The following is a 22,482-nucleotide window of genomic DNA, read 5'->3' on the forward strand; positions in this document are numbered from 1 at the left end:
CGCGCCGACCCTCACCCCAACCCGTCTCCCGAGGGGAGAGGGGCTAGTGCGCTTCCTTCTCCCACCGGGAGAAGGTGCCCCGCAGGGGCGGATGAGGGTACGGGCGAAACCTCGTGCACCCAACCACCACGAGTCGCTGCGCGCCGTACCCTCACCCCAACCCCTCTCCCGGGGGGAGAGGGGCTAGTGCGCTTCCTTCTCCCCTCGGGAGAAGGTGCCCCGCAGGGGCGGATGAGGGTACGGGCGAAGCCTCGTACCCCACAAACATTGCGAGTCGCTGCGCGCCGGACCCTCACCCCAACCCCTCTCCCGGGGGAGAGGGGCTAGTGCTTGTCCTCGCAACTCAACGATCGTCGACCAGGCTGCCGCCGGGCAGGAACACCCAGGTGCGGGTCACCTGCAGGATGTCGACGTTGTCGTCGGTGCGCGGCAGCGGCGGGAACGGCTGCGCCAGTTGCACGATCCGCAGTGCGGCGGCGTCGAGCATCGGCACGCCGCTGGAGCGCAGGATGCGGCTGCTCTCCAGGCTGCCGTCGCGGCGCACGCCGACGCTGATCACCACTTGGCCGCCGAGCCGGCGCCGCCGCGCTTCGTCGGGGTAGTTGAGGTTGCCGACGCGCTCGGCGCGGTCGACCCAGGCGCGCAGGTAGTTGGCGTAGGCGTATTCGCGGGTGCTGGCGGAGACGAACTTGCGGTTGGGGCGCTTGGCGTACTGCTCCGAGCGCAGGTGCACCTCGGCGGCCAGGCGTGCCATTTCGGCATCGCGCTGTTCGCGCTGCGCGTCCACCGGCCGTTGCGGCTCGTCGGTGCGCGGCTGGGTCTGCGCCATCGGCAGTGGCTGCTCGCCGCGCGCGCTGCTGACCACGCGCGGGGTCGGTTCCGGTGCGGCGGCCGCGGTCTGCGCGCGCAGCGCCTGCGGGGCCAGGCCGTCCTGGCGCTGCGGCACCACGCCCGGCTGGCTGTCGCGCGGGCGCTGCGGCGTGTCGTGGTCGCCGCCGCCCTGCTGGTTGGCCTGGGCCAGGAAGTCGGCCTGCTTCGGCGTCAGCGGGGTGCTGGTCTGGCTGAAGATCACGTCCAGGGTCGGCACCAGCGGTGCGTCGTCGTCGATCGCAAAGCCTACGCCGAGGATCAGCAGCCCGTGCACGATCAGCGACAGCACCAGGGTGGCGCTGAGCCGTTCGCGCTCGCCGATGCGCGGCGCGGGCGTCGCGGCGGCCGCGCTCATCGCGCCGGGTAGGCCTCGATGGCGTCGAACAGCAGCCCGGCGATGTTGAGCCCGAACTGCGCGTCCAGTTCGCGCACGCAGGTGGGGCTGGTGACGTTGACCTCGGTGAGGTAGTCGCCGATCACGTCCAGGCCGACGAAGCGCATGCCGCGCCGCTTCATCTCCGGGCCGACCTGGGCCGCGATCCAGCGGTCGCGCTCGCTGAGCGGGCGGCCTTCGCCGCGGCCGCCGGCGGCCAGGTTGCCGCGGAACTCGTCGCCCTGCGGAATCCGCGCCAGGCAGTAGTCCACCGCCACGCCGTCGACCAGCAGGATGCGCTTGTCGCCGGCGCTGATGTCCGGGATGAAGCGCTGCGCCAGGGCCAGCTTGCGGCCGCCGTCGGTCAGCGTCTCCAGGATCACGTTGAGGTTGGGGTCGCCGGTGCCGCTGCGGAAGATCGAGCGCCCGCCCATGCCGTCCAGCGGCTTCAGCACGGCCTGGCCGTGTTCCAGCACGAACGCCTTGAGCGTCGCGGCGTCGCGGCTGACCAGGGTCGGCGGGCAGCATTGCGGGAACAGCAGGGCGGCCAGCTTCTCGTTGAAGTCGCGCAGGCCCTGCGGGTCGTTGACCACCTGCGCGCCGGCGCGCTGGGCCACGCTGAGCACGTGGGTGTCGTACAGGAATTCCGAATCGAACGGCGGATCCTTGCGCATCAGCACCACCTGCCCGGGGCCGAAGGTCAGTTCGGCGAAGGCGTCCAGTTCGAACCAGCCGGCCTTGTCGTCGCGCACCCGCAGCGGCGCGGCCTGGGCCAGCGCGCGACCGTCGCGCAGGGTCAGCCCGCCGGGGCGCACGTAATGCAGGCGATGCCCGCGGCGCTGCGCTTCCAGCAGCATCGCGAAGGTCGTGTCTTTGGCGATCTTGATGCTGGCGATGGGATCCATCACCACGATGACATCGAACGGCATGGGGGCACCTGTGGGGCTGAGCGGAAGATGGTAGCGGGTCGGCGGGGGCGCCGCGCACCGGGCGTCCGGCGCGGTCGCACGGTGTCGCACGTGATCGGCCAAACTGTGACATAGTTTGTGCTGTTACGCGGTTCAACGCGGACCCGTCGCGGCGGCCTTGACAGTCGCAGCGGGTCTTGGGATACATGTCGTTTCGCAGCGAAGCCGGATCCGATGAAGCGTCGCGCGCTTGGGGGCAAGTGATGAGTGAAAACACGACTGCGGGTGGGGAACTCGCAGGCTTGCGGGTGATGGTGATCGACGATTCGAAAACAATCCGTCGTACCGCCGAAACGTTGCTGAAGCGCGAAGGGTGCGAAGTGGTGACGGCGACCGACGGCTTCGAGGCCCTGGCCAAGATCGCCGATCAGCAGCCGCAGATCATTTTCGTGGACATCATGATGCCGCGGCTGGACGGCTATCAGACCTGCGCACTGATCAAGGGCAACCAGCTGTTCAAGGCCACGCCGGTGATCATGCTGTCCTCCAAGGACGGCCTGTTCGACAAGGCGCGCGGGCGCATCGTCGGGTCCGAGCAGTACCTCACCAAACCCTTTACACGCGAAGAGCTGCTGGGCGCGATCCGTACATACGTCAACGCCTGACCAGGGGGAAAGGCAGCATGGCCCGTATCTTGTTGATCGAGGACTCACCGACCGACCGGGCGGTGTTCACGCAATGGCTGGAAAAAGCCGGGCACCAGGTCCTGTCCACCGACAACGCGGAGGACGGGATCAAGCTGGTGCGCGAGCAGGCGCCGAGCCTGGTGCTGATGGACGTGGTGCTGCCGGGCATGAGCGGCTTCCAGGCCACCCGCGCGCTGTCGCGCGACGAGGCCACCCGGCACATCCCGGTGCTGATCATCAGCACCAAGAGCATGGAGACCGACAAGGTCTGGGGCATGCGCCAGGGCGCCACCGACTACATCGTCAAGCCGCCGCGCGAGGACGAACTGATCGCCCGCATCAAGCAACTGGTGGGCTGACATGCGCTCGCCCTTCGACATTCTCGAAGCCTACGAGCGGCGCAGCCTGGCGCACGCCGTGCAGATGCCCGAACGCGCCTTCGACGACGACGTCTGGCGCGGCGTCGGCTACCGCGTCGGCACGCGCCACCTGGTCTCGGACTTCCGCGAAGTGGTGGAGATCGTGCGCATGCCGCCGGTCACCCCGGTGCCGGGCGCGCAGCCGTGGCTGCTTGGCGTGGGCAACCTGCGCGGCAACCTGTTCCCGGTAGTCGACCTGAAGCAGTTCCTGGAAGGCGAGCGCACCGCGCTGCAGGAAGGCCAGCGCGTGCTGATCATGCGCCAGAGCGGCGGCGACGTGGCCCTGACCATCGACGAACTGTTCGGCCAGCGCAGCTTCACCGAGGCGCAGGCGGTGGAGCCGGGCGATCTGGCCCAGGGCCGCTACGCGCACTTCATCGACCGCGCCTTCCGCGGCGACGCCCAGGACTGGGGCGTGTTCTCGCTGTCGCTGCTGTCGCGCACCCCCGAATTCCGGCAAGCCGCCGCCTGAGCGCGCGCGCTGCCTCCGCATCGAAGACCGAGGTCGCATCATGAGTACTGCTCCGGACGCCCGCAAGGCCAGCAAGCTCGGCAGCGTGGGCACGAGTTTCTGGCTGGGCCTGCTGGCGTTGTCGCTGGTCGTGTTCGGCGCCAACACCGGCGTGGCCACCTGGCAGGGCAGCCGCCTGGCCGGCGCCAGCACCGGCGCGGCCGACCTGCAGGTGCTGTCGCAACAGCTGGCCAACCAGGCCCGCGACGCGGTGTCCGGCAACGCCGAGACCTTCAAGCAGTTCAAGCAGACCAAGGCGAAGGTGGAGAGCACCGTCGCCGAGCTCAACGCGCGCTACGCCAACACGACCGATGTGTCCGGGCCGTTGCAGACCCTCAACGCCACCTGGGCGCCGCTGGCCAAGAACGCGCAGCAGGTGGTGGACAGCGAACCGGCGGTGCTGGCGCTGGCCGGCAATGCCGACCGCTTCGTCGGCGGCGTGCCGCAGTTGCAGGCGCAGTTGAACGAGGTGGTGCGCGCGATGACCGTCGGCGGTGCCCCCGCCGCGCAGATCTACAACACCCTGCAGCAGGTGGTGGTGGCCGGCACCATGGCCCGCCGCGTCACCGAAATGCGCGCCGGCGGCCGCGGCGCAGCCAGCGCCGGCGACGCGCTGGCACGCGATTCGGTGGTGTTCGGGCAGATGCTCGAGGGCCTGCGCAACGGCAACGAGGAACTGGGCATCGCCCCGGTGCGCAACGCCGCCGCGCTGGCCGCGCTGGAACAGTCGCAGGCGCAGTGGGCGGAAATGAAGAAGGACCTGGACGCGCTGCAGGCCAGCTCGCGCAGCCTGTTCGCCGCCCAGTCCGCCGCCGCGGCGCTGACCGCCGGCTCGGGCAAGATGCTGGAGGACAGCAAGAAGCTGTTCGACGCGTTCTCCGCGTTCGGCTCCACCCGCGACACCCGCCTGTTCCCGAACTTCTGGCTGGGCGTGGTGTCCGGCCTGCTGGCGCTGCTGTCGATCGTCGGCTTCGTCTGGACCACGGTGCGCAGCCGCAGCCGTGAGCAGGAAATCCGCCTGCAGACCCAGGTGGAATACAACAGCCGCAACCAGCAGGCGATCATGCGCCTGCTCGACGAAATCAGCTCGCTCGGCGAAGGCGACCTGACGGTCAAGGCCTCGGTCACCGAGGACATGACCGGCGCCATCGCCGACGCGATCAACTACGCCGTCGACGAGCTGCGCCACCTGGTGACCACCATCAACGACACCTCGGCCAAGGTCGCCGTGTCCACCGAGGAAACCCAGGCCACCGCGCGGCAACTGGCCGAGGCGGCGGGGCACCAGGCCGAGCAGATCGGTTCGGCCTCGGTGCGCATCAACGAAATCGCCTCCAGCATCGAGCAGGTCTCGCGCAACTCCACCGAATCGGCGGAAGTGGCGCAGCGCTCGGTGGTGATCGCGGCCGAGGGTGCCGGCGTGGTCCGCGAGACCATTCAGGGCATGGACCAGATCCGCGACCAGATCCAGGAGACCTCCAAGCGCATCAAGCGCCTGGGCGAATCGACCCAGGAGATCGGCTCGATCGTGGAACTGATCAACGACATTTCCGAGCAGACCAACATCCTGGCGCTCAACGCCGCGGTGCAGGCCGCTTCGGCCGGCGAGGCCGGCCGCGGTTTCGCCCTGGTCGCCGACGAAGTGCAGCGCCTGGCCGAACGCACCTCCGGCGCCACCCGCCGCATCGAGGGCCTGGTGCAGACCATTCAGGCCGACACCAACGAAGCGGTCAGCTCGATGGAGCAGACCACCTCCGAAGTGGTGTCCGGCGCGCGCCTGGCCGAGGACGCCGGCACCGCGCTGACCGAAATCGAGCGCGTGTCCAACGCGCTCAATACCCTCATCAAGAACATCTCCATCGCCGCGCACCAGCAGTCGGCGGCGGCGATCGACATCACCCAGACGATGGACGTGATCCGGCAGATCACCGGACAGACCTCGCAAGGCGCGGGACAGACCGCCGAATCGATCGGCCGCCTGGCGCAACTGGCGGCGGACCTGCGGCGCTCGGTCGCCGACTTCAAGCTGCCGGCGTAAGCGGGCCGGAACCGGGTGGAAGGAAGCGCACATGACGTACCGTGAACAACTCCCGCACTCCGTCGCCGCGCTCGCGCGGCACGGCGCGTGCCCGGCCGCGGGGACGCGGCGATGAGCGCGCTGCGCGATGCGATGAGCCATGCCGCGCTGGGCTGGGTCAAGCCGGAACTGGACGAGACCCTGCGCCAGGTCCGCGGCGAGATCGAAGCCTTCGTCGAGGAACCGGCCGACACCGGCCGCATGCGCTTCTGCGCCGGCTACCTGCACCAGGTGCAGGGCACCTTGCGCATGGTCGAGCTGTACGCGCCGGCGATGGTGGCCGAGGAACTGGAACTGCTGGCCACGGCAGTGCAGAACGGCCAGGCGGCCGACCGCGACGAGGCCTGCGCCACGCTGATGCGCGGCACCGTGCTGCTGCCGGACTACCTGGAGCGCCTGCAGGACGGCCACCGCGACATTCCGATCGTGCTGCTGCCCTTGCTCAACGAGATCCGCGCCGCGCGCGGCGAAGCCGGCCTCAGCGAGGGCGCGCTGTTCGCGCTGGCCCCCGACGCCGCCGCCGCCACCGAAGCCGAACTGGACCATGCGCGCGGCAGTCTCGCCGGCCGCAATCGCGAACTGCTCGACACCGTCGGCACCGCGATCAAGGAAGAACTGCTGCGGGTCAAGGACGCGCTGGACCTGCACCTGCGCACCGGCGGCGACGTCGCCGCGCTGCAGACCCAGGTCGACGAACTGGGCAGCGTCGCCGACACCCTGGGCGTGATGGGCCTGGGCGTGGCGCGCAGCGTGGTGGTGCAGCAGCGCGATGCGCTGCGCAGCATCGTCGACGGCGCGCGCGCGGCCGACGAAGGCCTGTTGCTGGATATCGCCGGCGCGCTGCTGTACGTGGACGCCTCGCTCGACGACCAGGTCGCCTACCTGGGCGCCGGCGGCGACGTGCACGACGACGCCAGCGCCGCCGAGGCGCGGCGCACGGTGGAAGTGCTGGCGCACGAGGCCATCGCCAACTTCGGCAGCGCCCGCGAGCACTTCGTCGCTTTCATCGAGACCAACTGGGACCATGCGCGCCTGGACGACGTGCCGCGCCTGCTCGGCGAGGTCGCCGGGGCGTTGCGCATGCTGGAACTGCCGCAGCCGGCCGACTACCTGGAGGGCGTGCGCCGCTACGTCGCCACCGAACTGATCGGCAAGCGCCGCGTGCCCAGTGGCCGCCAGCTCGACACCCTGGCCGACGCGATGGCCAGCCTCGAGTACTACCTGGAAGCCTTGCGCGAGCGCCGCCCCGGTCGCGAGGAAATCCTCGACATCACCCGCAGCAGCCTGGAAGCGCTGCGTTACTGGCCGCTGCCAGACACCGCGCCGGCCGCGCCAGGCGTGTTGCCGAGCGCAAGCGAGTCGGCCGAGTCGGCCGAGGCCGCCACGCCATTGGTTGCCGATCGCATGGCCGAACCTGCGTCGCCGCCGTCCATCGCCGCACCGGCCGTGCCGGCCTGGGATCTGGCACCGGCCGAGGCCGCGCCGGAGACGACGTCGCGCACCCAGGACACGCCGTCCGCACCGCAGGCGCCGCAGTGGAGTCTGGCGACGGATGCGCCCGACACTGCCGCCGAACATGCCTCCGCGCCCGCCGACGCAGGCGTCGCGGGCGACGCGCACGACAGTGCCGCGCCATCGCAGGCGCTCAGCTTCGATCCAGTCGCGGCCGAACAGGACAGCTGGACCGGCAGCGCCGAACCGCTGCACATCAGTCTCGATTCCCTGGTGCTGGAACAGGACGCGTTGCGGCCGGAGACGCCTTCGGCGTTCGCGCGGGAAGACGATGCGGCAGCCGCTTCCGCGGCGTCCGCCTCCGAGGTCGCCGGCTTCGATCCGGTGGCCGCCGAGTACCACGAGGAGGCGCAGGCCGATGGGCCGGCCGCATTCGCCGAGCTTGGCGAACACGACGATCCCAATCTGATCATCGTCGACACGCCCGCCGCGGCAGAAGACACCGACGCCGCCACGCCGCCGCTGGTCATCGAATTGGACGACGCGCCGGCGTTCGCCGACGCGCCGAACCTGGCTGTCGACGAGGCGCATGTGCTCGACTGGCATGCCACCCCGGCGTCGCATGACGAGGCAATGGCGTCCGCGCTGCCGTCGGATGCGGATGCGCTGGCCGACGCGGGCGCCCACATTGCACACGGCGAGCGCCTCGACGCGGCAGGAGAGGCTGAGCCTTTCGAGGACGCCGCTGCCGACGCCGAAGACGCCGCGCACGCGAGCCCGACCGAGACCGCGGAGGTTGCCGCCAGCGACGCCGCACACGAGACCGCTCCTCACGCTTCCCACGATGACCAGGCGCATGCCGATGCCGACCTTGCCGCCATCGGCGAGGACGCGCACATCGATGTCGTGGCCCATGCGCCATCGGCGCCGGAGCATGCCGCGCTGGAGTCCGAGGAACCTGCGGCGCCCGAACCGGCGCCGGAACACGCTGCCACTGCTGCGCCGGTGTCGGACGCGGAAGCCGCGTTCCTCGCCGACCTGGAGGCTGCCGCCGCGCAGTTCGATGTGACTTCTGCCGCGCGCAGCGGCGAGCCCGCGGCCGCAACGCCTGCCAGCCCGGAGGCGAGTGCCGCCCCTGCCGCCGCGCCGCCTGCCGCCGAGGCCGGCTTCATCGACGGCGATGGCGAGATCGACGAGGAAATCCGCGCGGTGTTCCTCGAGGAGTTCGACGAGGAACTGGTCAATCTCGGTACGCTGCTGCCGGCCTGGCGCGCCGCGCCTGCCCACACCGAGAGCCTGCGGCCGATCCGCCGCGTGTTCCACACCTTGAAGGGCAGCGGCCGCCTGGTCGGCGCGCGCGTGCTCGGCGAGTTCAGCTGGAAGATCGAGAGCATGCTCAATCGCGTGCTCGACGGCTCGCGCCCGGCCAGTCCCGCCGTGGTGGCCATGGTCGAGCAGGCCTACGCGGTGCTGCCGCAGCTCAATGCCGCGCTGCGCGGCGACGGCACGGTGCGGGCCGACCTGGACGCGATCCAGGCCGTGGCCGAGCGCATCGCCGCCGGCGAGGACGCGTTCTATTTCGCCACGCCGCAGGCGAGCGCCGCGCCGCGTGCGGGCACGCCGGCGTCGGTGGACAGCGTGCTGCGCGAGATCCTCGAAGCCGAGGTCGCCACCCATCTGGAGACCGTGCATGCCTGGCTGCAGGACGCACCGCAGCCGGCGACCGAAGCGCTCTTGCGCGCGGTGCACACCATGAGCGGCGCGTTCGCGATGACCGACGTGCCGGAGATCACCGCGGTCACCGGCCCGGCCGAGAGCTACGTCAAGCGCGCCTTGGCGTCCGGTAGCGTTCCGAGCGCCGAAGGCGTGCGCGCGCTCGAGGAGTCGGCGCGCGCCGTTGCCGACACCATCGCGGAACTGCAGGCACCGTCGCCGGTGATTCCGCCGTTCACCGAACTGTCGCAGCGCCTGCGCGCGCTGGTGGAAACCCTGCCGGAAGTGCAGTGGCCGCCGATCGCGCACGACGAGGACGACGAAGACCTGTCCGCGTCGGCACCGGCCGAGCCTGGCCTGGACGAGCAGGCCGTGCAGGCGGTGGAACTCACCGCGGCCGACGATCTGTCGGCGTTCCTCGGCGATGCCGCGCATCTGCACGAGACGCTGCCAGCGGACGAGGTGGCCGGCCAGGCAGGCGATGGCGACGTCGATCGGCATGCCGCCGATGTCCACGCGGACACGGCAGTCGCACCGTCTTCGGAAGAGGCGCCGGCCTCCGCACAGGATCAGGCGTCGACTGAGGACGCGCCCCCGGTCGAGGAATCGGCGGCATCGCAGGATGCGGGCCACGCCGAGGAACAGGCGGCCTTGGCGCAGGACGGCCAGCTCGACGCGTTGACGGTCGAGGCGCCGCTGAGCGCCGAGCAGGTGTCGGACGATCCCGCACCGGACGCGTTGGATGCGGCTGCAGCACCTGACGCGACGGCCGATGCGGCCGCCGTCGATGCCGAGACCGACACGCCGACGGACGTGCAGGAACCACAGGCACCCTCGCACGAAGGCGAAGCACACGATTCCGAGGATCGCCAGGCCGAAGAACAGGCCGACGCGATGCCGGACGCGACCGTGCACGCGCACGATGCGCAGGCATCCGATCACCCGGCGGCCGACGGCGCTGCCGAAGACCACGCGGCCGATGCGCACGCGGACGACACCCAGGATGACGCCGAGCACGCGCACGATGCGCAGGCGCCAGATCACATGGCAGTCGACGGCGATGCCACGGACCAGGCGACCGAAACGCCGGCCGACGACATCCACGATGCACATGCGCAGGAACCGCAGGCAGCGGATGACGAGGCCGCGCATGGCGCCGCCGACGCGCCCGCGGACGACACCGCTGAAGCGCACGAGCAACAGTTCAACGAGGACGCCCCTGCGATCGGCTTGCATCAGCAGCCGTTGGCGCCGTCGAGCGGCTGGCGCCACGATGGCGTGGCCTCGGCCAACGACGATACCGGGTCCGCCGCCGAGCACAGCGACGCGACGCCGGATGCCGCAGCGCATCCGGAGGACGCAACGCACGAGGGCGATGCGGCGTCTCTCGCCACCGACAGGGTGGGCGAACACACCGACGCCGAAGCGGATGCGGAACACGTCGCGCCGACCGGTGATGCGGGTGATGGCGCGCCGCACGACGACGCCGCCGAAGCGGAGCACGCCGCACACGCGACGCCGTCCGACGGCGAAGCGGCGACGGACGCGCATCACGCCGCGTTCGACGAAGCGCACCACGCGCCCGAGGACGCCGTCGGTCAGGACGACACGACCACGGCGGCCGATGCCGACACGGCGTCCGCCGGCGATATCCATGAAGAACACCACCAGCACGCGCCGGAGGCCACGGCATCCGCGCCGTCCGACACCGACGCAGCGCAGGCCGCGGCCGATCCCGCGCGGACCGATCTGTCGGCCGTCGATCTCGGCCCGCTGGATTTCGCCGACCTCGATCGCGAACTGGTCGATATCTTCGTCGACGAAGGCAAGGACCTGCTCGACCATTGCGACCGCCTGATCGCTGAGTTGCGCGCCGCACCGCAGGACCGCGACGTGCTCGGCGGCCTGCAGCGCGACCTGCATACGCTCAAGGGTGGCGCGCGCATGGCCGGCATCAATGCGATCGGCGATCTCGGCCATGGCATCGAGTCCTTGCTGGAGGTGGTGGCCGCGCATCGCACCGAACTCGACCGCCAGGACGTGCAGTTGCTGGAGCGTGGCTTCGACCGCCTGCACCAGTTGCTGACCCTGACCGGCAACCACCGCGCGGTGGCGATGCCGCAGGACCTGATCGGCGCGTTCGACGCGCGCGCGCATGGGCAGGCGCCTGCCGCCATCGGCGATGCCGACACCGCGGTTGTGGTGCCGGTCGCGGCGACCGAGGACACGCCGGCTGCCGCCGCCCTGGCGGCCGTGGCGGCGCCACTGTCGGCACCACTGCCGGTGGAGGGCACGCTCGACGAAGAGTCGACGATCGCCCGGCCGATGCAGGAACAGGTGCGCGTGCGCGCCGACCTGCTCGACCGCCTGGTCAACCACGCCGGCGAAGTGGCGATCTACCGCTCGCGGCTGGAGCAGCAGCTGGGCGCGTTCCGCGGCGCGATGGCCGAACTGGACCGCACCAATGCGCGTCTGCGCGACCAGTTGCGGCGCCTGGACCTGGAAACCGAGGCGCAGATCGTCGCCCGCTACCAGCGCGAACAGGATCAGGCCGAGCAGAGCTTCGACCCGCTGGAACTGGACCGCTTCTCCACGCTGCAGCAGCTCAGCCGCGCCCTCAACGAGTCCGCGGCCGACCTGGGCGGCCTGCAGGGCGTGCTCGACGACCTGGCGCGGCAGTACGACGGCCTGCTGCAGCAGCAGTCGCGCGTCAGTTCCGAGCTGCAGGACGGGCTGATGCGCGCGCGCATGGTGCCGTTCGATGGCCTGGTGCCGCGGCTGCGGCGCGTGGTGCGCCAGGCCGCCAGCGAGACCGGCAAGCAGGTGCACCTGAGCCTGGAAGGCACCCACGGCGAACTCGACCGCAACGTGCTCGACCGCATGGTCGCGCCGCTGGAGCACATGCTGCGCAACTCGGTCGCGCACGGCCTGGAAACGCCGGAACAGCGCCGCGCCGCAGGCAAGGCGGAGGAGGGCAACATCGCCATCCGCCTGCGCCGCGAAGGCTCGGAAATCGTGCTGGAAGTGGCCGACGACGGCGCCGGGCTCGACCGCGAGGCGATCCGTCGCCGCGCCGAGCAGCGCGGGCTGATCGCCGCCGACGCGGTGCTGTCCGACGACGAACTGGATGCGCTGATCTTCGCACCCGGGTTCAGCACCTACGACCAGGTCAGCCAGCTGGCCGGCCGCGGTGTCGGCATGGACGTGGTGCGCAACGAAGTGCGCCAGCTCGGCGGCTCGGTGGACATCCACTCGGTGCGCGGCGAGGGCGTCACCTTCACCCTGCGCCTGCCGCAGACCCTGGCGGTGACCCAGGCGGTGTTCGTGCAGATCGGCGAGACCACCTTCGCGGTGCCGGTGGCCTCGGTCAGCGGCATCGGCCGCATCGGCCGCGAACGCTTCGAGGCCGGCACCGGCGGCTACCGCTACAGCGGCGAGGAATACGCCCTGCACGACCTCGGCTCGCTGGTCGGGCAGGCGCCGGCGCGCGCCGAAGGCCAGGCGCAGGTGCCGTTGCTGCTGGTGCGCGCGGGCGACCTGCGCGCGGCAGTGGCGATCGACCAGGTGCTCGGCAACCGCGAAATCGTGGTCAAGCCGGTCGGCCTGCAGATCGCCTCGGTGCCCGGCATCTACGGCGCCACCATCACCGGCGACGGCCGCGTGGTGGTGATCCTCGACATCGCCCCGCTGGTGCGTCGCTTCCTGGCGCAGCCGCAGCGGCCGGTGGTGGAGGCCGCGCCGACCGAACAGCGGCGCGTGCCGCTGGTGATGGTGGTCGACGACTCGCTGACCATGCGCAAGGTCACCGGCCGCGTGCTGGAGCGGCACAACTTCGACGTGGTGTCCGCGCGCGACGGCGTCGAGGCGCTGGAGCGCCTGGAAGAGCGCGTGCCCGACCTGATGCTGCTGGACATCGAGATGCCGCGCATGGACGGCTACGAACTGGCGACCGCCATGCGCGCCGATCCGCGCTACGCCGCCGTGCCGATCGTGATGATCACCTCGCGCAGCGGCGAAAAGCACCGCCAGCGCGCCTTCGAACTGGGCGTGCAGCGCTATCTCGGCAAGCCTTACCAAGAGTTGGATCTGATGCGCAACGTCTACGACCTGCTGGGGATCGCCCGTGTTCGCGAATGACGGCGACGCTACCTCCACGCCGGTCGCGTTGCTGGCCCGTCCCGGCAAGGCGCGCGAGCGCCTGCGCGAAGCGCTGCACCTGGTCGGCGCGGCGATCGTGCTGGAGGACGACCCCGGTGCGATCGACGCCCAGACCCTGTCCGACGCTGCGCCGGCGGCGGTACTGATCGCGCTGGAGCCGGCGATCGAGGACGCACTGGAGCGGCTGGATGCTGCGCTGGCGCTGCCCGGCGTCACCGTGATCTTCGACGAGGCCGAACTGGCCGCGCGCCGCGAAGGCTGGGAGGCGCAGCGCTGGGCGCGGCACCTGGCGGCCAAGCTGCAGGGTCACCAGGACGTGCTGCCGCCCGGCCGCGAGACCGAGACCGGCCTGCAGCCGGAGCCGGGCCTGCCGGCGACGCCGGCGCAGTTGCACGACGACGCGCCGATCGGCCTGCACGTCGACGAAGCTGCCGGCTTCGCGGAGGCCGCGCCGGAAGACGGCATGTATGCCTGGCAGCCGCCGGCGGACGTCGCGCCCGGTTTCGAGGACCTGCAGTTCGCACGCGCCGAAGCCGCCGCCAGCGAAGCGTCTGCGCAGCCGGCTGCGCCGCACGTCGGTGCGACACCGGCTGCGTCCTCCGCCACACCCGCCGCGCTGCCGGCCAGTGCCTGGTCGCTGGTCGACGACGATGCGCCGTTGCTCGCCGCTGCGCCGCGCGCGCCGCAGCACATCCCCCAGTTCTCCACCGAGGGCCTGTCGCTGGTCGCGCTGGAGTCCGAAGAACCCGCGTCCACGAGCGGCGCCGGTGCAGGCGCCGCCGCGCGCGGTGCGGTGCTGGTGATGGCCGGCATCGGCGGCCCCGACGCGATCCGCCGCCTGCTCGCCGCGCTGCCGGAGAGTTTCCCGCTGCCGCTGCTGGTGCAGTTGCGCCTGGATGGTGGCCGCTACGGCAACCTGGTCAAGCAGATCGCGCGCGTGTCCGCGCTGCCGGTGCTGCTGGCCGAGGCCGGCGAGCCGGTCGTTCCCGGCAATGTCTACATCCTGCCCGACGACGTCGGCGTGCACGGCACCGCGGGCCTGCGCTTCGTCGCCCAGGACGCCGGCGCCTCGGTGGTGGCTGGCCTGCCGGCCGCGCACAGCGCGGTGCTGCTGCTCAGCGGCAGCGACCCGCAACAGGTGGAGGCCGTGCTGGCGCTGGCCGCGCAGGGCGCCTGGGTGGCCGGGCAGTCCGGCGATGGCTGCTACGACCCCGCCGCCGGCGCGCAGCTGATCCTGCAGGGCCATCCCGGCGGCGATCCGGCGCAACTGGCCCAGGCCTTGACCGCGCGGTGGAGCGGCTGAGCGAGGCGGCACACGCCATTCACCGCTGCGCCCGCATCGCGCGTTTTTTCCGCTTTCAGGACGAAGTCACTCCATGAGCAGCTACGCCAGCAACGACGAAATCCGCGGTGTCCTCATCCTGGCCGGCAGCGAGCGCGTGCTGCTGCCCAACGCCACCATTGCCGAAGTGATGTCGCGCGTGCCGGTCGAACCGCTGCCCGACGCCCCGCACTGGCTGCTCGGCCAGATCGCCTGGTACGGCTGGAAAGTGCCGCTGGTCTCCTTCGCCCGCCTGACCGGCCTGGGCGCCGAGATCGTGGCCGCCAACAACAAGATCGTCGTGCTCAAGGCCCTGGGCGGCAACCCCGACCTGCCGTACGTGGCGCTGCTGACCCAATCCTTCCCGCAACTGATCTCCGTCCCCCGCGACGGCCTGCTCGCCGACGCCTCCGAAGAAACCCTCCCGCCCGGCGTACACATGCGCGTGCTGCTGGGCGAGCAGAGCGCCTTGCTGCCGGATCTGGAGGCGATCGAGGGGATGGTGGTGGAGCGGTTTGCGGCGGTTTCATAACTCCGAAACTGCTTGCTACACGACACTGTTGGATTTTTTGCCGAACTTTCTGAAGTCGGCAAGCGGTTAGCAGACTGTTGCGAAGTTATCTTTTCGCTCGGTCGATTTTTGAACATGCCTCTTGAACTGATGTTCTAATGGAGCTGGATTATGCGTGGATTTTTGCCTTTCCTGTTCAGTATTTTTATGGGCGGGATGTGCTGTCTTGTTCCGCCTTCGGCAGAGGCGCAGGCAGTGGGGCAATATTGTTATCAGTCTTGTTTTGGCTCGTTGGATGAAGCCGAGGCTGAGATGCGTTCGATGCTGCCTTATGGCGCTTATCTTGTGCGCGATAAAACGCTCATTACCGAGGGTGCTTCAGCAACCCCGTCCTATCAAATTTATTACAAAGTAAGGCGTCAACCGCCTCGCTACATCAGTCCGCCTGGCTATCTGATTGGTGGTGCCGGTAGTGAAGGGACCAATCCAAGTATTTGTGCTGCTAATGGCGAGCCGCTGTTAAAAAGCATGTGTGCCGACGAAAATGAGATGATTAATGGATATCTCAGCTTCTATCGTCATCAATGGCCTGATTGCACGATTTCTGACACGCGCATAGAAGGCGCTTATGGCGAGCCTTATGTTAAAAGCGAGCCTTATTACAGTGGTATGGGGCTACTCAGTTTCGATGCGCCCGGGGGTAAGTGGTTTAAGTTTAATATGTCTTGCCCGGGCTGGAGTGACCCCACTCCTTCTCCGCGTGAGTTGATGCTTGTCAAGGCTCAGGTCTATTCATGTCCTGCCGGGCTTGCGCCGGTCAACGCGTTCAATGCTGCCTACAACAATACAGGAAATCCAGATTTCGTCGCCGAGTATCCTTATCTCTGTCAGAATGGAGATGCGCCGATAATTTATGCTAAGGGTATCGATCAGACCCAGTCTTGTGCAGTCAATGCAAATCCTTGCCTTCCCGCAACTGGCGACAAGTTCAGGCGCGAGGATGATCTTATTTTTGCCGGTAAGCCTTTTCAGCGCTTCTACCATTCACTCCAACAACTTCAGTCGGGATTAGGGATGGCGCCAGGTTGGAGTCATTCATTCTCTGATCTGCTTGGCTATCAGGGCACATATCTGACGACCCATGACGGATTTTTTGAACAATTCAAAGAAGTAGGCAATGGTGAGTATCGAGGCCGCCGTAACGCCAGCGATATGATGTTGCATTCGCAAAGTGGGATTTGGACGTTAGTAACTGCAGACGGTGAGCGACGCATCTACAATTCTGAAGGTCGTCTGGCATCTATCAAATCCAGTGCATCTTCGGCGTTTGATATTGAGTTTAAATATTCAAGTGGGCGTCTGATTAAGGCCGTAGATGGGCTTGGGCATACCCTATCTTTTAGTTATCGCAATGAGCTTCTCGATAAAGTGGTATTGGATGATGGGAGTTATGTTAAATATGACTATGATGACGCTCAAAATCTAGTGAGTGTCACCCGTTCTGACGGCAGCGTTCGGGCTTACCGTTACGGAGAGTCCGGGCATGCGCCTGCGGGGCGTGCGCACCTGCTGACTGGTATTGAAGAAGATGGCGTTCGATACGCGACCTTCAGTTATGCAACTGATGGGCGGGTGGCGGGCAGCAGCCTGCATGCAAGCGGAGCGGAGGTGGAAACGACCTCTATCACCTACTCTGGCGCCAGTAGCGCACAAGTTTTACAGCCTAATGGCGCGAGCTATACATATCAGTTCGGGCAAGGCCTTTTCCGCCAGATCGAAGCCATCAGTGGCCCTGATGGGACCAAGGCAATGAGTTTCGATGCAGGGCGGCCCGTCTCCATTACGGATAGGTTAGGGAACTCCATTCAATTCAGCTATCAGGATTCTTTGGATGACCAAGGTGCCTCTTCGAGCACTGTGACTGAGGGGGTTGGTACGTCTTACCAAAGATCTCAAACCCTTACTCGCGACTCGGAGAATCAGGTCGTGGCGCAGCAAGGGAGCGAGGGAAGTGGAACAACGTCTCTTTCTCGTGCAGTTTACGCTGCAGGGCGGGTGACTTTCCGCTGTCAGTACGATGTGTCTGTTTCGGCTGCTTCCGCCTATGTCTGCGGTTCGATGGCAAGTGCGCCCGCTGGTGTCCGACAGGTTGCCTATACCTATTGCACCGATAGCGACCTGGCTGATGGTTCAAGTAATTGTCCGAAGTTGGGACTTCTAAAGCAGGTCGATGGCGCGCGCACCGACGTCAGCGACACCGCCAGCTTTACCTACTACCCCAGCGACGACAGCGCCTGTGCGACGTCCCCGACCATCTGCCCGCACCGCAAGGGCGACCTGTGGAAGGTGACCAATGCGCTCGGCCAGGTCACGGAGTACCTGGCCTACGACGGCGCCGGGCGCGTGTTGTCGGCGAAGGACGCCAACGGCGTGGTCACCGACTTCACCTATCACCCGCGCGGCTGGCTGACCGCCAGCAAGGTGCGCGGGTCCGACGACAGCAGCGAGAGCGACGATCGCATCACCGCGATCGACTACTGGCCGACCGGCCTGGTCAAGCAGGTGACGCAACCCGATGGCGCGTTCACCCGCTTCACCTACGACGCAGCGCACCGGCTGACCGATATCGCCGACAACGCCGGCAACACCATCCACTACACCCTGGACAATGCCGGCAACCGGCTCAAGGAAGACACCAAGGACGCCTCGGGCACGCTCAAGCGCACGCTTTCTCGGATCTACAACCAGCTTGGCCAACTGGCCACGCAGGCCACCGCGCAGGGCGACCCCACCGACTTCGGCTACGACGCCAACGGCAACACCAAGACCGTCACCGACGCGCTCGGTCACGCCACCCAGAACGACTACGACCCGCTCAACCGCCTGGCGCGCACGCTGCAGGACGTGGGCGGCATCGCCGCCGAAACCAAGTTCGGCTACGACGCCCTGGATAACCTCACCAAGGTCACCGACCCGAAGGGCCTGGACACCACCTACGCCTACAACGGCCTGGGCGACCTGATCAAGCTCACCAGCCCGGACACCGGCAGCACGACCTATACCTACGACAGCGCCGGCAACCGCGCGACGCAGACCGATGCGCGCAACATCAAGACCAGCTACGGCTACGACGCGCTGAATCGGCTGACCCAGGTCACCTATCCGACCACCAGCCTCAACGTCAGCTACACCTACGACGTCAGCCAGAGCACCTGCGCCAGCGGCGAGACCTACGCCGTGGGCCGCCTGACCCGGATGCAGGACGGCAGCGGTAGCACCGACTACTGCTACGACCGCTTCGGCGATCTGGTGCGCAAGGTGCAGACCACCAACGGCAAGGTGTTCGTGGTCCGCTACGCCTACACCAAGGCCGGGCAGCTGAGCCGCCTGACCTACCCGGATGGGGCGGTGGTGGACTATGTGCGCAACGCCCAGGGCCAGACCACCGAGGTCGGCGTGACCCCGCCCGGCGGCACGCGCCAGGTGCTGCTGAATCAGGCCACCTACTATCCGTTCGGCCCGGTGGCCGGCTGGACCTACGGCAACGGCCGTCCGATGCAGCGCGTGCTGGATCAGGACTATCGCCCGCTGGCGGTCAACGATACCCGCAGCGATGGCCTGGCGGTGGGCTTCGCCTTCGACCCGGTCGGCAATCTCAGCGCACTGACCGCGCCGGGCAACACCGCGCCGGTGGTCAAACTGGACTACGACCCGCTGGGGCGGCTGACCGCGTTCAAGGACGGCCCGACCGACACGGTGATCGACGGCTATACCTACGACGCCACCGGCAACCGCCTCAGCGCTAAGGTCAATACCAGCACGCAGACCTACAGCTATCCGACCACCAGCCACCGCCTGAGCAGTGTGGCCGGTACCACGCGCAGCTATGACGCAGCCGGCAACACCACTGCGATCGGCGGCACCGCTGTTCAATACGTGTATGGCGCCAACGGCCGACTGACCCAGGTCAAGCGCAGTGGCACCACCGTGGCGAACTACGCCTACAACGGCCGCGGCGAGCAGGTGCGGCGGGTGGGCAAGACCAACGTCTACACGCTGTACGACGAGAGCGGCCACTGGCTGGGCGACTACGACAACAACGGCGCAGTCGTACAGCAGGCGATCTGGCTGGATGACCTGCCGGTTGGCGTGCTGGCCAAGACCACGCTGCGCTACGTGCAGCCGGACCACCTGGGCACCCCGCGTGCGGTGATCGACCCGGTCCGCGACGTGGCGATCTGGCGCTGGGACCTGAAGGGCGAGGCCTTCGGTGCCACCGCGCCGGACCAGGATCCGGACAAGGATGGCACGGCCTTCGTGTTCGACATGCGCTTCCCGGGGCAGCGCTATGACGCGCTGAGTGGGCTCAACCAGAACTACTTCCGTGACTACGAGCCGGGCACGGGACGGTATGTGCAGAGTGATCCGATTGGGTTAAATGGCGGGATTTCGACTTATGGCTACATCGGCTCAAGGCCGATGGCCTCTATCGATCCCATGGGGCTAGCCTGTAGCTCAGTAAACGGTACCACGCGCTGTGATTATCCTGGTGGTCCTTCTTTTAGCTTGCCAACTCCCCCTGGTTGGAAGGATTTTAACGGCAGCGAGTGGATGTACCATCATTATGACGTCAGGCGCAAAATAGGATGTGCGAATGCGAACGGCGTAATGCAGGACCTCATAAAGCATCCGACTCCATCACCTAATGCTAGGCCTGCTACATCATCTGGGACAAAGAGGAACGACGCTGGAGTTCCTTACTTGCCTGTTTCTAATTTTGTAACTAGCTATTTGACGACCGATTTGCGGACTGGCCAGCCCGTAGTTGTGAACATTACTGCTCCAGGTAGTTTTTTTGATCCTGGTTACGTTGCGCGTACGGTCACTAACGGAGTTGCTCATACCTATGGGGAGGGCACGAGCTCTGTTCAGCATGACAAAAGTATGAATGGTGCAATGATCAATTGGGTCGTAAATGAGCTCGTGTGGGGAGATCAAATGCAGGGATTTATTGACGAAAATTCACCTAGTTGCGGATGTTCTTAGCTATGGATGTACGCAGGGCGACTCTATCGCTTCTCGTTGCTGCCCTCATGCCGGGGGGTGTTGCACTTGCTGTAACTCCTAGTCAGTCTGAAAGTTTTCTTCATGCGGTTGTTATTTTTGGTGCTTGGTACTTTTTGTCATTGCCTATAGTTTTAATATTAGGTCTTCTCACTCTGCATTTTTCTATGAAGATGAAGTATGGGGCAGTTATTTTGCCGCCATTGATTGGTTGCTTATCTGGAGCGGCCATTGCCAAGATGATGTATGCGAGTGGAACGCCTCTGCATGATATGTGGTTGCTTGTGCTTGATGGGTTGCTTGTGGCAGTAATGGCGGCCTTTATATATTTTAGGCCTTGGGTTAAGGCGTGAAAAAGCTATAAAGTTTTCGCTTTTTTTGGTTGCAATGAAGTGCATGCTCAAATACGAGTTGACTGAGGCGGACTTCTGCGGCACGTGGCCACAATGCGAACTGAATTTCGGGATGATTTCAAAAGTGCCAATGTATTGATCGTCATGGGGTCTGCGTTGGATATGCAGTCATTTAGTGCAGGCCTCCATGCTTGGATCTCACGTCCAGAGCAGATGCTTGTGTCCTCGATAGTGCCATCATGCGAGGGTGTAGAAATCATGTTGCAGCGACACGAGTTACCCTGCGCCTCAACAGCGAGCGACTCGCCTATCGGCGTCATCTGGCGCATCGGCGAGGATGCTGCTCGTCATCTTGCCGACCTCATCGGCCAACTCTCCCGGCATCCACGGCCAGCGCATCTCTATCTTGATTTTGAGGGCTATGCGAGGACCATCATCATTTCGATGGATGAATATTGATCATCGGGCCTTACATTGGCGGTGGAAGCTTTGTGGTTATGAGTGCGAGCGTAGTAAATGAATGGCTCGTATGATTTGGAGGCTGCGCTTTCCGCTTTCAGGCAGTTGGCAATGTTCGAGGATTGCGAGGTAAGCGGGCCTAAGAGTCCCGGGATGGATGGCGATACGCCGTTGCACATTGCGGCAATGGATGGTGATCTTAAGGTGGTCGAGCTTTTTGTCCCGTTCGTAAAAAACATCGACATCAAAGGCGGTATTGGTTCTTCGCCTCTTCACTATGCTGTCAGATGGGGCCATTCTGAGGTTGCGAAGCTTCTTTTAAGGCATGGCGCCGATATCAACTTACAGGACGACTATGGGGACACGCCTTTGCGTCTGATGAAAGGCCAGGCCTGCTTCCACGCAATCCTGCAGGAGCGAGCGGGCCAAGCTACTCCCTGACAACAAGCAGGCCATTCAATCCCATCCCACTCTGCCGCATGATGTAAGGCCACGCGCCCCCCTCCCGCGCGCCCTCCCAACGCCGGAGCCTCCCATGCCGCAACGCCGCCACTTCCTGAAAACCGCCGCCTTCGGCGCCCTGGCCGCCGGGTTGGGCGGTGTGCTGCCGGGCGCGCGCGCCGCCGTGGCCAAGGTGCAAGCCAAGGCCGGTGTCGGCCCCCTGCCAAAGGGCGCAGCACGGGTGATCTCCACCTGGGACTTTGGCGTCGCCGCGAACCAAGCGGCATGGCAGGTGCTGTCGCGCGGTGGCGCGGCGCTGGATGCGGTGGAGGCGGGTGTGCGGGTGCCGGAGGCGGATCCGGACAATCACACGGTGGGGCTGGGCGGGTATCCCGACCGGGATGGGCGGGTCACGCTGGATGCCTGCATCATGGATCACACCGGTGGCTGCGGGTCGGTCGCGGCGCTGGAGGACATCGTGCATGCGATCTCGGTGGCGCGGCGGGTGATGGAGAAGACGCCGCACGTGATGCTGGTCGGCGATGGCGCGCTGCAGTTCGCGCTGGCGCAGGGCTTCGAGCGCACCAAGCTGCTCACGCCTGAGTCGGAACAGGCGTGGAAGGAGTGGCTGAAGACCTCCCACTACGCGCCCGAGGCCAATATCGAGAATCGCGCCTATCGCCGCGGCACGTTGCCCGGCGGCAAGGACAACCACGACACCATCGGCATGCTGGCGCTGGATGCGCATGGCAACCTGTCCGGGGCCTGCACCACCAGCGGCATGGCCTGGAAGATGCACGGCCGGGTCGGCGACAGCCCGATCATCGGGGCGGGGTTGTACGTGGACAATGAGGTCGGCGGTGCGACCTCCACCGGCGTCGGCGAGGAGGTGATCCGCAACGTCGGCAGTTTCGCGGTGGTGGAGATGATGCGGCAGGGCAAGAGCCCGGCCGAGGCCTGCCGCGAGGTGGTGATGCGCATCGTGCGGCGCAAGCCGGAACTCACCCGCGACCTGCAGGTGGGGTTCCTGGCGATGAACAAGCGCGGCGAGGTCGGTGCGTTCGCGATCCAACCCGGTTTCAGTTATGCGGTCTGCGATGCGCAGCGGCAGGATCTGTTGCTGCCCGGGCAGAGCCATTTCGCGGCGCCGGCGGCATGAGCGGGAG

The 22,482-nt window shown here is 66.8% G+C and carries 14 protein-coding genes; 12 read left to right on the forward strand and 2 right to left on the reverse strand.

Annotated elements, in window-relative coordinates; genetic code table 11:
* Nucleotides 1-343 precede the first annotated feature (343 nt).
* Entirely contained in the window at nucleotides 344-1,225 is an 882-nt protein-coding gene (locus tag J7357_RS00105; protein ID WP_209244129.1) for an energy transducer TonB, read from the reverse strand.
* Complete coding sequence (gene gshB / locus J7357_RS00110; protein WP_209244130.1) at nucleotides 1,222-2,172, reverse strand: glutathione synthase; 951 nt, start codon at nucleotides 2,170-2,172, stop codon at nucleotides 1,222-1,224. The genes J7357_RS00105 and gshB overlap by 4 nt, the downstream gene beginning before the upstream one ends.
* A gap of 242 nt (nucleotides 2,173-2,414) precedes the next feature.
* On the opposite strand from gshB, the gene pilG reads away from it, so the two are divergent.
* From pilG to J7357_RS00170, 12 genes are all read left to right on the forward strand, one after another.
* Nucleotides 2,415-2,816, forward strand: coding sequence for a twitching motility response regulator PilG (gene pilG / locus J7357_RS00115; RefSeq protein WP_003472648.1), 402 nt, complete (start codon nucleotides 2,415-2,417; stop codon nucleotides 2,814-2,816).
* Nucleotides 2,817-2,833: 17 nt separating this feature from the next.
* A complete protein-coding gene (locus J7357_RS00120) occupies nucleotides 2,834-3,196 on the forward strand; it encodes a response regulator (protein WP_209029615.1) in 363 nt (120 codons plus the stop codon).
* 1 nt (nucleotide 3,197) lies between these two features.
* Complete coding sequence (locus J7357_RS00125; protein ID WP_010343241.1) at nucleotides 3,198-3,728, forward strand: chemotaxis protein CheW; 531 nt, start codon at nucleotides 3,198-3,200, stop codon at nucleotides 3,726-3,728.
* A 40-nt stretch (nucleotides 3,729-3,768) separates the two neighbouring features.
* On the forward strand, nucleotides 3,769-5,805 hold the full coding sequence (locus J7357_RS00130; RefSeq protein ID WP_209244131.1) for a methyl-accepting chemotaxis protein: 2,037 nt from the start codon (nucleotides 3,769-3,771) through the stop codon (nucleotides 5,803-5,805).
* A 111-nt stretch (nucleotides 5,806-5,916) separates the two neighbouring features.
* Nucleotides 5,917-13,146, forward strand: coding sequence for an Hpt domain-containing protein (locus tag J7357_RS00135; RefSeq protein ID WP_209244132.1), 7,230 nt, complete (start codon nucleotides 5,917-5,919; stop codon nucleotides 13,144-13,146).
* Nucleotides 13,133-14,470, forward strand: coding sequence for a chemotaxis protein CheB (locus tag J7357_RS00140; protein WP_209244133.1), 1,338 nt, complete (start codon nucleotides 13,133-13,135; stop codon nucleotides 14,468-14,470). Before J7357_RS00135 ends, J7357_RS00140 begins: the two co-directional genes overlap by 14 nt.
* Nucleotides 14,471-14,543: 73 nt before the next feature.
* A complete protein-coding gene (locus J7357_RS00145) occupies nucleotides 14,544-15,020 on the forward strand; it encodes a chemotaxis protein CheW (protein WP_010343236.1) in 477 nt (158 codons plus the stop codon).
* Between the two features lie 150 nt (nucleotides 15,021-15,170).
* Nucleotides 15,171-20,045, forward strand: coding sequence for an RHS repeat-associated core domain-containing protein (locus J7357_RS21270; RefSeq protein WP_244667158.1), 4,875 nt, complete (start codon nucleotides 15,171-15,173; stop codon nucleotides 20,043-20,045).
* Nucleotides 20,036-20,416: a hypothetical protein gene (locus tag J7357_RS00155; protein WP_138985756.1), complete on the forward strand. Its 381-nt coding sequence runs from the start codon at nucleotides 20,036-20,038 to the stop codon at nucleotides 20,414-20,416. Before J7357_RS21270 ends, J7357_RS00155 begins: the two co-directional genes overlap by 10 nt.
* Before the next feature lie 93 nt (nucleotides 20,417-20,509).
* Nucleotides 20,510-20,875 carry a hypothetical protein gene (locus tag J7357_RS00160; RefSeq protein WP_209244134.1) on the forward strand — a complete coding sequence of 122 codons (366 nt, stop codon included), beginning with the start codon at nucleotides 20,510-20,512 and terminating at the stop codon, nucleotides 20,873-20,875.
* Between the two features lie 57 nt (nucleotides 20,876-20,932).
* The gene (locus J7357_RS00165) at nucleotides 20,933-21,316 is read left to right on the forward strand and encodes an ankyrin repeat domain-containing protein (protein ID WP_209244135.1); all 384 of its coding nucleotides are present in this window, start codon (nucleotides 20,933-20,935) and stop codon (nucleotides 21,314-21,316) included.
* Between the two features lie 94 nt (nucleotides 21,317-21,410).
* Nucleotides 21,411-22,475 carry a N(4)-(beta-N-acetylglucosaminyl)-L-asparaginase gene (locus tag J7357_RS00170; RefSeq protein ID WP_209244136.1) on the forward strand — a complete coding sequence of 355 codons (1,065 nt, stop codon included), beginning with the start codon at nucleotides 21,411-21,413 and terminating at the stop codon, nucleotides 22,473-22,475.
* Nucleotides 22,476-22,482: the final 7 nt, after the last annotated feature.

Source organism: Xanthomonas sp. D-109, assembly GCF_017746095.1.
GTDB lineage: Bacteria > Pseudomonadota > Gammaproteobacteria > Xanthomonadales > Xanthomonadaceae > Xanthomonas_A > Xanthomonas_A sacchari.

What these genes read in the sequence shown, in the direction of transcription:
- J7357_RS00105 (WP_209244129.1), bottom strand. Translation starts at nt 1,225, where the DNA reads ATGAGCGCGGCCGCCGCGACGCCCGCGCCGCGCATCGGCGAGCGCGAA.
- gshB (WP_209244130.1), bottom strand. Translation starts at nt 2,172, where the DNA reads ATGCCGTTCGATGTCATCGTGGTGATGGATCCCATCGCCAGCATCAAG.
- pilG (WP_003472648.1), top strand. Translation starts at nt 2,415, where the DNA reads ATGAGTGAAAACACGACTGCGGGTGGGGAACTCGCAGGCTTGCGGGTG.
- J7357_RS00120 (WP_209029615.1), top strand. Translation starts at nt 2,834, where the DNA reads ATGGCCCGTATCTTGTTGATCGAGGACTCACCGACCGACCGGGCGGTG.
- J7357_RS00125 (WP_010343241.1), top strand. Translation starts at nt 3,198, where the DNA reads ATGCGCTCGCCCTTCGACATTCTCGAAGCCTACGAGCGGCGCAGCCTG.
- J7357_RS00130 (WP_209244131.1), top strand. Translation starts at nt 3,769, where the DNA reads ATGAGTACTGCTCCGGACGCCCGCAAGGCCAGCAAGCTCGGCAGCGTG.
- J7357_RS00135 (WP_209244132.1), top strand. Translation starts at nt 5,917, where the DNA reads ATGAGCGCGCTGCGCGATGCGATGAGCCATGCCGCGCTGGGCTGGGTC.
- J7357_RS00145 (WP_010343236.1), top strand. Translation starts at nt 14,544, where the DNA reads ATGAGCAGCTACGCCAGCAACGACGAAATCCGCGGTGTCCTCATCCTG.
- J7357_RS21270 (WP_244667158.1), top strand. Translation starts at nt 15,171, where the DNA reads ATGCGTGGATTTTTGCCTTTCCTGTTCAGTATTTTTATGGGCGGGATG.
- J7357_RS00155 (WP_138985756.1), top strand. Translation starts at nt 20,036, where the DNA reads ATGTTCTTAGCTATGGATGTACGCAGGGCGACTCTATCGCTTCTCGTT.
- J7357_RS00160 (WP_209244134.1), top strand. Translation starts at nt 20,510, where the DNA reads ATGCGAACTGAATTTCGGGATGATTTCAAAAGTGCCAATGTATTGATC.
- J7357_RS00165 (WP_209244135.1), top strand. Translation starts at nt 20,933, where the DNA reads ATGAATGGCTCGTATGATTTGGAGGCTGCGCTTTCCGCTTTCAGGCAG.
- J7357_RS00170 (WP_209244136.1), top strand. Translation starts at nt 21,411, where the DNA reads ATGCCGCAACGCCGCCACTTCCTGAAAACCGCCGCCTTCGGCGCCCTG.